The organism is Actinokineospora sp. NBRC 105648 (assembly GCF_030269645.1).
Classification (GTDB): domain Bacteria; phylum Actinomycetota; class Actinomycetes; order Mycobacteriales; family Pseudonocardiaceae; genus Actinokineospora.
This window is the reverse complement of record NZ_BSTR01000012.1, coordinates 87,407-101,069: the sequence shown is the minus strand read 5'-3', so window position 1 is coordinate 101,069 and position 13,663 is coordinate 87,407. Positions and strand designations below refer to the sequence as shown.

15 protein-coding genes are annotated in these 13,663 nt (G+C 73.0%); 5 read left to right on the top strand and 10 right to left on the bottom strand.

All coding sequences use genetic code 11. The features are described 5' to 3' along the window. Window positions 1-40: 40 nt before the first annotated feature. Genes QSK30_RS13935 through QSK30_RS13910 form a run of 6 tightly spaced genes read right to left on the bottom strand, consistent with a single transcriptional unit; the run spans window position 41 to window position 4,114 of the window. On the bottom strand, window positions 41-979 hold the full coding sequence (locus QSK30_RS13935) for an ROK family protein (RefSeq protein WP_285502910.1): 939 nt from the start codon (window positions 977-979) through the stop codon (window positions 41-43). Next, the gene (locus QSK30_RS13930) at window positions 976-1,329 is read right to left on the bottom strand and encodes a hypothetical protein (protein WP_285502908.1); all 354 of its coding nucleotides are present in this window, start codon (window positions 1,327-1,329) and stop codon (window positions 976-978) included. The genes QSK30_RS13935 and QSK30_RS13930 overlap by 4 nt, the downstream gene beginning before the upstream one ends. Next, a complete protein-coding gene (locus QSK30_RS13925) occupies window positions 1,330-2,472 on the bottom strand; it encodes an ArsA family ATPase (protein WP_285502907.1) in 1,143 nt (380 codons plus the stop codon). A gap of 7 nt (window positions 2,473-2,479) precedes the next feature. Next, the gene (locus QSK30_RS13920) at window positions 2,480-2,917 is read right to left on the bottom strand and encodes an SRPBCC family protein (protein WP_285502906.1); all 438 of its coding nucleotides are present in this window, start codon (window positions 2,915-2,917) and stop codon (window positions 2,480-2,482) included. Window positions 2,918-2,934: 17 nt separating this feature from the next. Next, window positions 2,935-3,723: a metallophosphoesterase family protein gene (locus QSK30_RS13915; protein ID WP_285502904.1), complete on the bottom strand. Its 789-nt coding sequence runs from the start codon at window positions 3,721-3,723 to the stop codon at window positions 2,935-2,937. A 10-nt stretch (window positions 3,724-3,733) separates the two neighbouring features. After that, complete coding sequence (locus QSK30_RS13910) at window positions 3,734-4,114, bottom strand: polyketide cyclase / dehydrase and lipid transport (RefSeq protein WP_285502903.1); 381 nt, start codon at window positions 4,112-4,114, stop codon at window positions 3,734-3,736. A gap of 97 nt (window positions 4,115-4,211) precedes the next feature. On the opposite strand from QSK30_RS13910, the gene QSK30_RS13905 reads away from it, so the two are divergent. Then, window positions 4,212-5,978: an AMP-dependent synthetase/ligase gene (locus tag QSK30_RS13905; RefSeq protein ID WP_285502901.1), complete on the top strand. Its 1,767-nt coding sequence runs from the start codon at window positions 4,212-4,214 to the stop codon at window positions 5,976-5,978. On the opposite strand, the gene QSK30_RS13900 is transcribed toward QSK30_RS13905, so the two are convergent. After that, the gene (locus QSK30_RS13900; RefSeq protein ID WP_285502899.1) at window positions 5,975-7,162 is read right to left on the bottom strand and encodes an SEFIR domain-containing protein; all 1,188 of its coding nucleotides are present in this window, start codon (window positions 7,160-7,162) and stop codon (window positions 5,975-5,977) included. The genes QSK30_RS13905 and QSK30_RS13900 overlap by 4 nt on opposite strands. 210 nt (window positions 7,163-7,372) lie before the next feature. On the opposite strand from QSK30_RS13900, the gene QSK30_RS13895 reads away from it, so the two are divergent. Genes QSK30_RS13895 through QSK30_RS13880 form a run of 4 tightly spaced genes read left to right on the top strand, consistent with a single transcriptional unit; the run spans window position 7,373 to window position 9,451 of the window. Then, the gene (locus QSK30_RS13895; protein ID WP_285502897.1) at window positions 7,373-7,786 is read left to right on the top strand and encodes a WXG100 family type VII secretion target; all 414 of its coding nucleotides are present in this window, start codon (window positions 7,373-7,375) and stop codon (window positions 7,784-7,786) included. An 8-nt stretch (window positions 7,787-7,794) separates the two neighbouring features. Continuing rightward, entirely contained in the window at window positions 7,795-8,829 is a 1,035-nt protein-coding gene (locus QSK30_RS13890) for a C40 family peptidase (RefSeq protein WP_285503086.1), read from the top strand. Then, window positions 8,826-9,083, top strand: a complete 258-nt coding sequence (locus tag QSK30_RS13885) for a YbaB/EbfC family DNA-binding protein (RefSeq protein ID WP_285502895.1) — start codon at window positions 8,826-8,828, stop codon at window positions 9,081-9,083. Before QSK30_RS13890 ends, QSK30_RS13885 begins: the two co-directional genes overlap by 4 nt. Next, window positions 9,080-9,451, top strand: a complete 372-nt coding sequence (locus tag QSK30_RS13880) for a hypothetical protein (protein WP_285502894.1) — start codon at window positions 9,080-9,082, stop codon at window positions 9,449-9,451. The genes QSK30_RS13885 and QSK30_RS13880 overlap by 4 nt, the downstream gene beginning before the upstream one ends. 2 nt (window positions 9,452-9,453) lie before the next feature. Here the strand turns inward: QSK30_RS13880 and QSK30_RS13875 are convergent, their stop codons facing one another. The 3 genes from QSK30_RS13875 to QSK30_RS13865 all read right to left on the bottom strand — a co-directional run bounded on the left by QSK30_RS13875 (window position 9,454) and on the right by QSK30_RS13865 (window position 13,479). Further along, window positions 9,454-10,605: a glycosyltransferase family 4 protein gene (locus tag QSK30_RS13875; protein ID WP_285502893.1), complete on the bottom strand. Its 1,152-nt coding sequence runs from the start codon at window positions 10,603-10,605 to the stop codon at window positions 9,454-9,456. Between the two features lie 366 nt (window positions 10,606-10,971). Continuing rightward, window positions 10,972-12,321 (bottom strand): gluzincin family metallopeptidase, encoded by a 1,350-nt coding sequence (locus tag QSK30_RS13870; protein WP_285502892.1) that lies wholly within the window; start codon window positions 12,319-12,321, stop codon window positions 10,972-10,974. A 144-nt stretch (window positions 12,322-12,465) separates the two neighbouring features. Continuing rightward, window positions 12,466-13,479: a C40 family peptidase gene (locus tag QSK30_RS13865; protein ID WP_285502890.1), complete on the bottom strand. Its 1,014-nt coding sequence runs from the start codon at window positions 13,477-13,479 to the stop codon at window positions 12,466-12,468. Window positions 13,480-13,663: the final 184 nt, after the last annotated feature.

Below are 13,663 nucleotides of genomic sequence, written 5' to 3'. Positions count from 1 at the left end.
GAAGATCTGCACCGCATTCTTATAGCGGCTTATAGAATTCCTATAGCCCCGCCGCGAGGGTGGCCGCGCCCACCAGACCAGCGTCGTCGCCGCGGTGGGCGGTGCGCAGGCGGGCCAGCGGGCGGTGGCCCGCGCCGGTGATCAGGGTCTGGTAGTGGTCGCGGGCGGCGTCGAGGAACAGCGGCGCGGACTCCGAGACACCGCCGCCGATGACGATCAGCTCCGGGTCGTAGACGTCCGCCGCCAGGGCCAGGCCCTCGGCGAGCCACTTGGCCAGGTCCGCCACCGCCAGCGCGGCCACCGGGTCGCCCTCGCGGGCGGCGGCGGCCACCAACCGACCGGTCACCTTCCCCGGGTCGCGCTCGGCCTCCCGGGCCAGCACGGTCGAGCGGCCCGGGTGCCTGCCGAGCAGACCGAGCGCGGTGGCGGCCAGCGCGGTGCCGCTGCAGTAGCGCTCCCAGCAGCCCGACTTCCCGCACGGGCACGGCCGCCCGCCGGGCACGAGCCGCAGGTGCCCCAGCTCCGGGGCGACGCCGAACGCGCCCCGGTAGACCTCGCCGTCCACCAGCAGCGCCGCGCCGATCCCGGTGCCCAGCGCCACCAGCAGCCCCACCCGGGCGCCGCGCAGCGCGCCGAAGCGGTGCTCGGCGATCCCGGCGGCGTTGGCGTCGTGCTCGAGGACCACCGGGAGCCCGAGGCGCTCGGCGATCCGGTCGGCCACCGGGGCGGCGCGCCAGGGCAGGTGCGGGGCGAACAACACGGTCCGCCGGTCGGCCGCGACGAACCCAGCCACGGCGAGCCCGATCGCGCCGACGGTGTGCCGGGCGCGCAGTTCGCCGACCACCGCGCAGATCACGTCCTCCAACTCGCCTTCCCCAGGCGGCGTGGACCCGCGCGCGGTGTCCAGGACCGTGCCGTGCCGGTCGACCACGCCCGCGCGGACGCTGGTGCCGCCGACGTCGACGCCGATGGCGATCACCGGCGCCGCACCGGGATGCGCTGCACCCGCCCCGAGGGCGGCGGCTCGGGCCGGAAGCCGGGCATGTGCGGCTCGCCGGGCTGCCAGCGGTCGGCGAGCACCGCGCGCAGCAGGGCGACGACGTCGGCGAGCCGGTCGATGCTGCTGGCGGCCAACTCATTCGGCTCGCCGCGCACCAGCGCGATCAGCGCGCACACCACGCACGAGCCGCACGGCGACGGCGTCGGGCCGTGCTCGTCGTGGCTGCTCGCCGCGACCCGGTCCAGCCACGGCGCGGCGCGCTCGGCCACGGCGGCCAGCAGCAGCACCAGCTCGTCGGCCAGTCTGCTGCCCGGTTCGCGCTCGCTCACTCAGTCCTCCCGCCCGGGCGCGAGTCGCAGGTGGAGCCCCGCGTCGTCGGCCTCGGCGTCGGTGACGGTATAGCGGCGCAGCACAAGCGGCAGCGCGATGAGCCTGCGCACGCCGTCGACGGTGACAACCAGGTCGTCACCGACCCGGGCCAAGTCGAGATCACTACCCGCGCCCAGCGGCAGCGCGATGGCGAGCAGGTAGTCCGCGCCGTCCGCGGTTACCGACAGCAGCGGCGCGCCGGGCGCGCGGGCGGCTAGCGGATCCGTGTCGCCGTAGAGCTCCTGGGCCACCGCGCGCAACGCGACCGCCCCGACGGGTTCGTGCGCGCGGTGCTCCACCCGGTGCACGGGCAAGGCGGTGGAGGAGTCCAGTTCGGACAGCACGGCGTCCTGTTCGGACCGCCGGGTGCGCAGCCAGGCCGCGGCGGGGCCTTGCCAGCGACGAGCCCGGGGCACCAGCCGGTTGGCGATCAGCGCGTCGACGTGGACACCGCGCAGCGCGAGGGCGGAGAGCGTCCGACGGGTCTCGGCGACCACGAGCCGCTCCGGGGTGAGCACCAGGCGCACCCCCGTGGTCCCGGCATCGGTGAGCAGTGCGCGCAGACCGGACAGGTGGTCGGCCAGCGTGCTGACCGCGGCGGCGGTGGCGCGCAGGTCGGGGATCAGCCGGGTGCCGCGCACGCGGTCGAGGTAGCCCGCGACGGCCTCGGGCAGGGCGAGCAGCCGCAGCGTCTCCGCGGTCGGACCGCAGTCGACGACGAGCGCGTCCCACGTCCCGGACTCGGCGAACCGGGCCACCTCGGTGAGGGCGAGCAGCTCGTCCACGCCGGGCAGCACGGTCAGCTCCTCGGCGTCGAGCGCGTCGAGCCCGGCCCCGGCGGCCAGCCCGCGCAGGTGCGTGCGCAGCGTGGGCCAGTACCGGTCGACCAGCCCGCGCGCGTCGACGTGCGCGGCGTGCAGCGCGGTGTCCACTTCGGACGGGTCAGCGCCCAGCCGGACGCCGAACGCGTCGGCCAGCGAGTGCGCCGGGTCGGTGGAGACCACCAGCACCCTGCGCCCGGCCGCGGCCACCCGCGCGGCCGTCGCCGCGGCGAGGGTGGTCTTGCCCACCCCGCCCTTGCCGGTGAAGAGCAGGACGCGCAACCCGGGGTCAGCCCTTCTCGACCCGGCGCTTGAGCTCCTTGAGCGCGGTGTCCATGATCATCTTCTCGGCCTTGCGCCGGAACAGCCCGATCATCGGCACCGCCAGCTGCACCGAGAGGGTGTAGGTGACCGTGGTGCGCGCGCCGTCCGGGGCCAGCGCGTAGCGGCCGTTCTGCGAGCGCTGCATGGTCCCCTTCACCAGCGACCAGTCGACGGTCAGGCCGTCGTCGGCCCACTGGTAGGCCAGTGTGTAGGAGTCCTTGAACGGGCCGCTCTCGATGGTGAACGCAACCTGCTCGGCCTTGCCGTCGGCGGCCCGGGAGACCACCTCGGCCTGCTTGAACGCCGTCGCCCACTCGGGGTACGCCGGGAAGTCCGCGATCACCGCCATGATCCGCTCGGCGGGCGCGTCGACGACGATGGACTGGGTGGACTCGTCGGCCATGGTCGGCAGGCTACCCGTCACCAGCGCAGCACGTATGGGCGGCGGGTGCGCTGGAAGTGGCCCACGTTGGCGCACTCGGTCACCCCCACCCGCAGCCGCGCCGCCAGCGGCTGGTGCACGTGCCCGAACACCGCCCACCGCGGCCGGTGCGCGCGGATCGCCGAGAGCAGCGCGCCCGACCCGATCTCCGCGCGGCGGGCCAGCACGTCGTAGGTGAGCTCGGGCACGTCCGGCGGGACGTGGCTGCACAGCACGTCCACCGGCCCGAGCGCGGCCACGCCGGCGTCGAAGTCCTCGGTGGTGCGCAGGTACGGCCGGAACACCCCGCCCGCGCGCGGCCGGGCGTCCGGGGGCAGCAGCGCGCCGCCGACGAAGCCGAACCGCAGGCCGCCGATCTCGGTGGTCTCGCCGTCGAGCACGCGCACGCCCGCACCGGCGAACTCCGGCCACAGCGCGGGCTGGTCGACGTTGCCCGGGGTCGCGTAGGTGGGCGCGGTCATCGCCGCGAAGAGCTCCTTGTACTGCGCGCGCACGGCTTCGGTGACCACGTCGGCGGCGTCCTCGAGCTCGGTCCACAGCTCGCGGGCGTACGCCGCCGCCGCGCCGTGCTTGCGCTCGCGGCGCAGGCCCGCGAACACCCCGACCCGCTCCGGGCCGAAGACCGCGCCCATGATCCCGCCCGCGTGGTCGTGGTAGTCCACGAAGTCGATGAGGTCGCCGAGGACCACCAGGGCGTCGGCCCCCTCACCCGCGCGGGCCAGCGCCTCGGCGTTGCCATGCACATCGGAGACGACGTGGACCCGCACCCGTTCCACACTACGCGGGGGCCGGTCCCACTCCCGGGGCTCTCCCGTCCTCCAAGACGGTCTTGAGCCCGAGCGCGACCGCCTTGGCGGCGAGCTGGCGGCGGGTGCGCTCCCGGGCGGCGGCCTTGGCGTCCGGCGCGCCCGGCAGGTCGGCGCGCAGGAAGTAGTGCACGACGGTGCCGTCGAGCACGGCCTCCAGCCAGACCTCCATCGTGCCCACCAGCGCGCCGCGCACGGTCCACCGCAGGCCCTCGGCGCCGCGGTCGGCGTAGACCTCGAGCACCAGGTCGGGCCAGAACCGGCGCCAGGCGGCCGGATCGCCGAACGCGGTGGCCACCACCGCGGGCGGCACCACGATGAACGTCTCGTCCACGACGTCGACTTGCGCCATGCCCGGAGCATGTCACGGTGGTCCGGGGCCGTGCGCGCGCCGGGTCGGCGCAGGGCTAGTTTCGGAGCCGGACGCCGGTGGCGAGCGGGAGGTCGGAGTGCGGGAGTTCAGCGTGACCACGGGCGCGCCGGTTGCCGAGCAGGAGAGCCTCACCGACATGGTGTGGGCCAACGCCGAGCGGTTCGCCGACGCGATCGCCTTCCGCAGGCGGGTCGAGGGCAGCTGGCTGGACGTGACCACCGCGGACTTCGCCGCGCACGTGCTGGCCGTGGCCAAGGGCCTGGTCGCCAGCGGCCTGGAACCCGGCGACCGGGTGGCGCTGCTCTCGCGCACCCGCTACGAGTGGACGCTGTTCGACTTCGCCGTCTGGGCGGCGGGCGGGGTGACGGTGCCGGTGTACGAGACGTCCTCGGCCGAGCAGGTCGCCTGGGTGCTGGCCGACTCCGGGGCCCGGGCCGTGGTGGTCGAGACCGACGCGCACCGGCACACCGTGGAGAGCGTCGTCGACCGGCTCGGCGAGGTGGTGAAGGTGTGGCAGCTCGACGGCCCCGCCGTCGACGAGCTCACCGCGCTGGGCGCGGGCGTGCCGGACGCCACCGCCCACGAGCGCAGGCTGGCGGTGCGGTCCGCGGACGTGGCCACCCTGGTGTACACCTCCGGCACGACCGGCCGCCCCAAGGGCGTGGTGCTGACCCACCGCAACCTGCTCGCCGAGGTCCGCGCCGACCTCGCCGCCTTCCCGGAACTGATGCGCGCGGGCAACTCCATGCTGGTGTTCCTGCCGCTGGCGCACGTGTTCGCCCGCGCGATCTCGCTGTGCTGCGTGTACACGCGCACAACGCTGGGACACCTGCCGGACGTCAAGACCTTGCAATCGGACCTGGCCACCTACCGCCCGACGTTCGTGGTGGCGGTCCCGCGGGTGTTCGAGAAGGTCTACAACTCCGCGAAGCAGCGCGCCCACGCCTCCGGCAACGGCGGGATCTTCGACGCCGCCGAAGAGGTGGCGGTCGCCTACAGCCAGTCCCCCGGTTCCCTTGTCCTGCGCGCCAAGCACGCGGTGGCGAGCAGGCTCGTCTACGCCAAGCTCCGCGCGGCCCTGGGCGGCCGGTGCGTGGCCGCGATCTCCGGCAGCGCCCCCCTCGGCGAACACCTGGCCCACTTCTTCCGCGGCGTCGGGATCCCGGTGTACGAGGGCTACGGGCTGACCGAGACCTCAGCGGCGATCTGCGTGAACACCCAGGCCCACTTCCGGGTGGGCACGGTCGGCCGCCCGGTCGCGGGCGCGTCGGTGCGCGTAGCCGACGACGGCGAGATCGAACTCCACGGCGACATGGTGTTCACCGGCTACTGGAAGAACCCTGACGCCACCGCGGACGCACTGGTGGACGGCTGGCTGCGCACGGGTGACCTGGGCGAGCTCGACGAGGACGGCTACCTGCGGATCACCGGCCGCAAGAAGGAGATCATCGTGACGGCGGGGGGCAAGAACGTGGCCCCGGCGGTACTGGAGGACGCGGTCCGCAGACACCCCCTGGTCAGCCAGTGCCTGGTCATCGGCGACCGCCAACCCTTCATCGCCGCCCTGATCACCCTGGACGAGGACTTCCTGCCTGCCTGGACGGCCCGCCACGGCAAAGCGGGCAGTGAGGTGTTCGAAGACCCGGACCTGCGCGCGGAGATCCAGACGGCGGTGGACGAGGCGAACGAACAGGTGTCCCGGGCAGAGGCGATCCGCGAGTTCGTGGTGCTGCCCAGGGACTTCACCGAGGCAGCGGGCGAACTGACACCGAGCCTGAAACTCCGCCGCGACGCCATCCTCAAGACCCACGCCGCCGAAGTCGCCTCGATCTACGCGAACTAGAACGGCCGCGTGCCCCGGAGTGCCATCACCAGGCGGGCCGCCAGCTCATCGGCGATCTCACCACCGTGCCGCACGACGTCGGCGTAGGCGACCGAGTCCTCAGCCGGGAGCCGGATCTCCGGTAGTTGCGTGTAGGACATTGACCCCGAGTTGCTGGCCAGATCCGCCATGGTGCCCTCACGCAGCCCGCTGATCGGCTCGATCGCGACGGAGAGCGCGACGGCCGCGGGCTCGGGGAGTGCGATCGAGGTAAGCAGCGCGAGCGCGTCAGCGATCCGACGCACCAGGTCGTCGTACACGAGCACGGTCCCAACGGTCGCCTTCGGGAAGCCGGTCCAGCACGACCGCTGCCCATCGCGGAACACGGCCAGTCCGGTGACCGGTCCACCACGCACATCATCGGTGGCGGCCCAGGACGCTTGTTCCGTCGAGCCCACAGTGAGCCCCTGGACGGCGGAGAAGAGCCCCTCCTGCCTACCCAACACCGCCAACTCGTCCCCAAAGCGGTTCAACCGCCGCATCTGCAGCCGCTCGTAGCCCCCGACCGGGACAAGGTGGACCTCAACCGTCGGCGCGACCGCCCTGTGCCGCTGCCGTAGCAGCACTGCGCGGGACACGACCTCCAGCGGAGACTTCAAAGGCCGCCACTGCACCAAGTCAGGCGACACGACAGGAGCGACGTAGGCAGCGGGCGGCTCCGGGGGCAGCACCGGACGCGTACCCAGGTCGGGTCGAACCCGGGCAGGCTGTCCGGTGAGCACCCGCAGGAGATCCTCCGCTCCGCGGTCGTCGATCGAGGTCACGCGGTAGTGGGTCGCGTCCCGTGGCTGCAGGAACAGCGGAATCTCCTCGACATCGTGTCCAGGCAGGAGAACGGGCAACAGCTTGCTCAGCCAAGTCTGCCGGTCGCCGTGGAGAAGATCACGCAGGACGGCGGTCTCGGCCTGCACACCGCGGTTGGCCAGGGTCGGGCCGACGCCGTCACCGACGCGCTGGTAGTCGGGGGAGGCGACAACCAGGACGAAGTCCGCCTTCGACATGCCTTCGACGGCCCAGGAGCCCCAGTCGATCCGAGCCACGTCCGCCCATTGGTCCAGATCCACGTCCATGCCGCGCTGGACGAGGAACTCCGCGAGCGCCCGCACTGTGCGCTTGTGTTCGGGTGTGTCGTGTGCGTACGACACGAACACCCTGGGCGTCCCAGTGCGAACGACCTCATCTTGAACCAACATCGGAACCTCCAGGAAGTGATCCAACTACGGTAGACCCAGCCACCGACAACGGTTACGCATTAGCTCTGGTGTGCAGCGTGTGTGACCGCCCGTGTAGCGGTAGTGGTCGCGCACCACCCGTCCGCGTGATCGTTTCCCCGTACCGGGTGAGTGGAGGCGGGGATGGACGAGCGGGAGCTGGTCGACTTGATCAGCGCACGGCTGGGGACGAAGCCGGACGAGGGCAGGTCTCAGTCCGGTGGACGGTCCGAAGGGAGAAACCCCTCCGACAGGTCCTTCGGTGTGGATGTCGAAGCGCTCACCGGGTACGCCCGGGAGGTCGAGGGGATGGCCGACGAGCTGCGCACGGTCGGACGCAACGGTGTCGCCTCCGTTACCGGCGAGGGGTTTGGGTGGGTGGGGCGGGATTCCGGGTTCGCCAAGGCGCTCAAGGGGTTCGCCGACTCCCTCACCCGCCAGATCGTCGGTACCGCCGACAACGCCGACCGGTTGGGGCGGGCAGTCGGGCGCACCGCCGACGCGTATCGGCGTGAGGATGCCGAGATCGCCGCCGACCTGGGCAAGGTGCGTCCATAGTGGACACGATGCGGATCGCCCGGTTGTTCGCCGAGCAGATGGTCGAGCACCGCAACCGGCTGGCGGGCAAGGCCGAGGACGCCCGGGCCGCCCAGCACGCCTTCGCCGACGCGCACAAGAAGGTCCTCGAACACCGCGACGCTCACGAGAAGGCCACCAAGGCGACCACCGCGGAGTGGTCCGGCCGCAGTGCCGACGGGTTCGCCAGGCGGGCCAAGAAGGTCGACTCGGCGTTGAGCACGACCGCCGCCGCCGCTGCCAAGGGGGCGACGATCGTCAAGGGCACCGCGGAAACCCTCGACGGCGGCCACACCGCAGTCGTGAAGCTCATCGACGAGTACACCACCGCCGCCGCGAAGGTCCTGGACGCGGGGATCGCCGTGGGGCAGCGGGCGGCGCTCCTGCGTGCCGTTGGCCAGGTGGTGGAGCTGGTTCGCGACTACACCAACGAGACCGCCAAGCAGGTCGCCACTGTCCACACGCGACTCGAAGACGCCGCGAAGGAACTGCGCGCGCTGGAGAAGTCCGTCGAGCACGACGGTTACGCCGACCCCCGACGGCAGCACGCCGGCACCAAGCCCGCCGAGTCGCACAAGCCAAGCAAGCCCGACATGCCGAAACCCGGCAAGCACAAGGAGATCACCCAGATCGCGGCCACCCAACTGGGCTACCGCGAGGGCGCGAACAACGCCAACAAGTACGGCCCGCAGGCCGCCTGGTGCTCGTCGTTCGCCACCTGGGTCTGGCGCCGCGGCGGCGTCAACATCCCGCTCTACCCGTTCACCGGCGACGTCTTCACCTGGGGCCGCGGCAAGGGCCTCGCCTACACCAGCCTCAAGGCCGCCCGCCCCGGCGACGTCCTGCTGTTTGGCACCGGCCCGCAGAACACCCGGACTAGCACCCACATCGGCATCGTCGAGAAGGTCGACGGCGGCACCGTCACCCTCATCGAGGGCAACTCCGGCCCGCACACCGACTCCGTCGTCCGCCGCACGCATCCCTTGTCCAGCAGCATCTTCTACGGTGGTGTGCACCCCTCATGACCACCACCGCAACCGCCCGCGACGCCGGTGTCGAGGTCGAGGTCTTCGCCGGTGGCGCCTTGTCCGCGCTGCGCGTCAGCGAGTCCGCCACCCGGTCGCCCGCGCTCGCCGAGACGATCCTGCGGCTGGTCCGCGAGGCCACCGCCGAGGCGAACTCACGCGCCCACCACCTGCTCGCGGGCGTCGACCCGACCGCCCTCGGTCTGGGAGCCGCCGCCGACGAGACCACCCCGCGCACGTGGAGGCAGGAATGACCGAACTGTCCATGGCGGACCTGCTGGCCGCCGCCGACGACCTGGACGCGCGCAGCCGCGGCATCGTCGACCGGCTGGGCGCGGTCACCGCGTCGGCGCGCGGCAGGCACGGGATCACCGTGACGGTGAACCTGGAGGGGATGCTGACCGGTCTCGACCTCGGTCGGGCCGCCCGGTCGATGTCCGGCCACGCGCTCGCCGCCGAGATCCAGGCCTTGGTCCACCGCGCGTCCGTCGCGGCGCTCTCGGACGGCGTGGACATCCTGGCACCGTTCGCCGCCGCGGAACTCCTGGCCGAGACCCAAGACAGCACAGCCGAGGACCCCGAGGACGACTTCGCCACCCAGACCTGGCGGCTCGCCGACTGAGGTCAGTTGTTGCTGAACCGGTAGACCGTCTCGCCGTCGAGCAGGTGCCGCAGCCGGGCCGCGCGGTCGGACCACTGCCAGGCGGACTGCATCCACCGCCGCCCCAGGGCACCCATCGCGGCGGCGGCGTCCCGGTCGGACAGCAACTCGACCAGGCGGTCGGTGATCACCGCGAGGTCCCGGCCGCCGACCACGTGCCCGGTCTCACCGTCGCGCACGGTCTCCGGTGCGCCACCGGAGTCGCCGACGAGCACCGGCAGCCCAGTGGCCGCGGCCTCCAGGAACACGATGCCCAACGCCTCCACGTCGAGGCCCTTGCCGTGCGTGCGGCAGGGCATGGCGAAGACGTCACCGGCCGCGTAGTGCGCGGGCAGTTCCTCCCAGGGCACCGCCCCGGTGAACACGACGTGCTCGGACACCCCTGCCTGCGCGGCCAGCGCCTCCAGCCGAGCCCGGTACGGGCCGCCGCCGACGAGCAGCAGCGCCGCCCCGGGCACCCGCTCGCGCACGGCGGGCAACGCGCGGATGAGCATGTCCTGCCCCTTGCGCGGCATCAACCGGGACACGCACACCACCACCGGCCGGTCGCCGAGCCGGTGCCGAGCCCGGATGTCCTCGCGCGCGGCGGGATCAGGGCGGTAGAGGTCGGTGTCCACGCCGGAGGGCAGCAGCTCGAGTGCGGCCCGCGGCCCGAACGCGGCGGCGAACCGGGTCCGGGTGTAGCGGCTGACGTAGGTCACCACGTCGGTGGTGCGCCCGATCCGGCGGACGGCCTGCCGGGCGCCGGGCAGCATCGACCACCCGACCTCGTGCCCGTGCGTGCTGGCGACCACCCGCCGCGCCCCGGCCTCGCGCAGCGTCGGGGCGAGCAGCGCCAGCGGGGCCGCTGCGCCGAACCACACCGAGTCGCAGCCCTCGGCCTTGAGGATCTCCCGGGCCCGCCGGGCGACACCGGGGACCGGCAGCATCAGCTTGCCCGGGTGGCGGACCACGGTGAACGGCTGCGCCGCGTCGAACTCCCGCGCGCCCGCCCAGTCCGGTGCGTAGACCACGATCTCCTGACCCGGCAGCCACCGGGCGAACGAGTGCAGGTAGGTCTGGATCCCCCCGGGCCGCGGCGGGAAGTCGTTGGTCACGAGGAGGGTCTTGCGCACCGGTCCAACCTAGCCCTGGTCAGCGCCGGGGTTCTCCCGGGTGGAACTCGCGTCCAGCCCGGCACCGCTCGCCCAGGTCAGGTCCGGGCGGATAGCAGCGGGACGGTCAGCGGTGGCATGGCGCTGTTCGGCACCGAGGCCGTCGACATCGGCCCGCAAGCGGCCAGCAGGCCCGCGGTGACCTCGGCGAGGAACTGCCAGACAAGCTGAAGAGCCGCGACCAGCTAGAGCGTCCCCTCCAACACCGTGCGTGGTCGACATCCGGACCGCACCGGCGCCACTAGTCCGACTTCGGGCTGGTCAGGCACGGCAAGAAACCCACCCCGCCAGGGTCCACGCCGGCAGCGCGACTCGGGCAACCGCGCGTCAGCGCAGCGCCCCGCGCAGGTAGGCCTGCCACTCGCGCAGCAGCCCACCGCGGTCCATGCCGATCGCCTGGCGGAGCAGGTCGTCGGTGTCGCTGGCCGAGATCGGCCCGGCACCCGCCAGCTCCCGGTAGAGCGCGACCAGCCGGGGCTCGCCGAACCGGTCGGCGACGAACCGGGCCAGCGACCAGGCCTGCTGGTAGGCCAGGTCGAGGCTGCGGTCGCGGGTGCGGAAATCGCGGTCCTCGGGCAGCGCGGTCGGCGGGCCGGACTCGCGCACCCGACGGGCCAGGTCGGGCGCGCCCTGGGCCAGCGCGATGCCGCTGTCGCGGTAGCCGACGTAGTCGGCGAAGCCCTCCAGCAGCCACATCGGCGAGCCGTCGACGGTGGCCGCGCGGGCCGCGACGTGGGTGATCTCGTGCCGCAGCACCACCCGCAGCGAGGACATCGACAGCGCCCGCGACCCGGTGGGGCTGAGCACCACCCGCTGGCCGGTGGCGGTGTGCTTGGCGGTGTCCACCCGGTCGGCGATGGCGACCGCGACCACCGACTCCACCGGGAAGTCCGGCCCGACCAGGGCGCGCATCTCGGTGGGGCTGTCCGGCAGGAACAGCGCCACCCGCTTGGGCCAGTCGTCGCCCCAGACCTGGCTGACCGCCTGCACCGAGGAGTCCAGCTCGCGGACCAGCCGGTCGACCATCGGCTGGCTGCCGCGGTGGGCCAGGACCAGCCCGTGCGCGGTGGGGGTGACCTGGCAGGGGCCGAAGTCCCACGGCCCGCGCCAGCTGCGCCTGCCCAGGTCGGTGAGCGCGCTGTCGGACCGCAGGTACCAGGCACCGGCGCGCTTGGCGAACAGGTAGCCCATCGGCCTGCTGGTCGGCACCTGATCGATCCCGCGCAGCGCGTAGCGCAGCTCCACCGCGGGCGCCCACAGCTCGGCGGCCGTCGGGTCGGTGGCGGGCGCGGGCAGCGTGGACAGGTCGAGGGTGTCGTCCGGGCGCACGCCGTAGGACCAGGAGTCGAGCGGGATGTCGCCCAGGTTCGCGAACAGCGCGCGCTGCTCGTCGAGGAACACCGGCTCCGCCTGCGGGTCCAGGGTCGCCACGAACGCGGCCTCGTCGCGGACCAGCAGGGCGTCGGCCCGGCGGCGCAGCAGCTCGGTGATGGCCGCGGCCCGCTCGGTGTCCTCCGGCTGGGTGGGCGGCGGCACCGCCCCCATCGGCTGCCCCTGCCCGAGCTGGGCGGGCGCCTCGACCGGGCGGCTGGGCAGCGAGGCGACGGTGACCCCGGACAGCGCGAGCACGGCCACCGCCGCGCTCAGCAGTGCCCGCACCCTCGCCCTCGTGGCCACCGGCAAATCTTAGGGGAGGCTGCCCGGATTCACGGGGGCGTTGTCCACAGCGCCGGGGAAACCGCCTGTTCGCGTGATCAGCACCGGAAAACGCGAGCGGGACCGGGGCCAACCGGCCCCGGTCCCGCTGGACGTGCTCGTCGACTAGCCGACGATGCGGCGCGCGCCGAAGAAGTCGCGGCCACCGCCGTCGAGCGAGTCGGTCTTCACCGGCACGCCCGAGGTGGAGGCGTGCACGATCCGGCCGTCGCCGATGTACATCGCGACGTGGTGGATCGAGCCCGCGCTGCTGCCGTAGAACAGCAGGTCACCGGGCAGCAGCTCGCTGCGCGAGACCGACTTGCCGTAGCCGAACTGGGCCCGGCTGGAGTGCGGCAGGCTCACGCCCGCCGCCGCGTAGGCGTACATGGTCAGACCGGAGCAGTCGAAGCTGCCCGGGCCGTCGGCACCCCACACGTAGGGCTTGCCGCGCTGGGCCAGCGCGACCTCCATGGCCCGGCCGGCCGAACCGGCGGGCGCGAGGTAGACGCCGTCGTCCGGGGTGCCCTTGAGCACCTCGGTGTCCTTCTTCGACAGCCGGGTCTTGGCCTCTTCGACGGTCTTGATCTGCGTCCGCAGGTCGTCGCGGGTCTTGGTGATGTCCGCGGTCAGCTTCTCGGCGGCGGCCTTGGCCTCGGCCGCGCGGCGCTGGCCGTCCTCGGCGAGCTTGCGCGAGTCCGCGGCGGTGGCCACGGCGCCGGTGTACTTCTCCAGCGCCTCCTGGTTGTCGGCGGCGAGGACGTTGAGCGCGGTGGCGCGCTCGAGGAAGTCGTCGGCCGAGGAACCGGTCAGCAGCGCGGAGATCTTGTTGAACCGGACACCCTGGAACGAGGCGTTGGCCAGCAGGTCGACCTGGCCGCGGAACTGCTCCTCGAGCGCCTGGGCCTGCTTCTCGTTGGCCGCGGCGACGGTGACGTCGTTGGTGGCCTTGTCGTACTCGGCCTTCTTCGCGTCGAGGTCGGTCTGGGCCTTGAGCAGGTCCTCGTTGACCTTCTCCGCCTGCTTGCTCAGCTCCTGGTACTTCTGCAGGGCCTCGGACGCGGTGGTGGGGGGCGTCGCCGGGGGCTGGGCGAACGCGGGGGTGGGCGAGAACGCCACCACCGCGATGACGGCCGCCACGCTCAGGGCACCGCGCTTTGCACGTTTGAGTCGATGCGACGACACGGTCGCGCGTACTCCTTCGTCCGTCTTACCGCCGACGGCCGTCCTGGTGTCCAGCGCACTCGGACACCAGTGCGGTGCCCGGGCCCCGGTCCGGCGCGTGCGGGTGAACCGCTACGTGCCCGATCAAGGACGGCCCCAC

What these genes read in the sequence shown, in the direction of transcription:
- QSK30_RS13885 (WP_285502895.1), top strand. Translation starts at nt 8,826, where the DNA reads ATGACCACCACCGCAACCGCCCGCGACGCCGGTGTCGAGGTCGAGGTC.
- QSK30_RS13920 (WP_285502906.1), bottom strand. Translation starts at nt 2,917, where the DNA reads ATGGCCGACGAGTCCACCCAGTCCATCGTCGTCGACGCGCCCGCCGAG.
- QSK30_RS13895 (WP_285502897.1), top strand. Translation starts at nt 7,373, where the DNA reads ATGGACGAGCGGGAGCTGGTCGACTTGATCAGCGCACGGCTGGGGACG.
- QSK30_RS13910 (WP_285502903.1), bottom strand. Translation starts at nt 4,114, where the DNA reads ATGGCGCAAGTCGACGTCGTGGACGAGACGTTCATCGTGGTGCCGCCC.
- QSK30_RS13890 (WP_285503086.1), top strand. Translation starts at nt 7,795, where the DNA reads ATGCGGATCGCCCGGTTGTTCGCCGAGCAGATGGTCGAGCACCGCAAC.
- QSK30_RS13880 (WP_285502894.1), top strand. Translation starts at nt 9,080, where the DNA reads ATGACCGAACTGTCCATGGCGGACCTGCTGGCCGCCGCCGACGACCTG.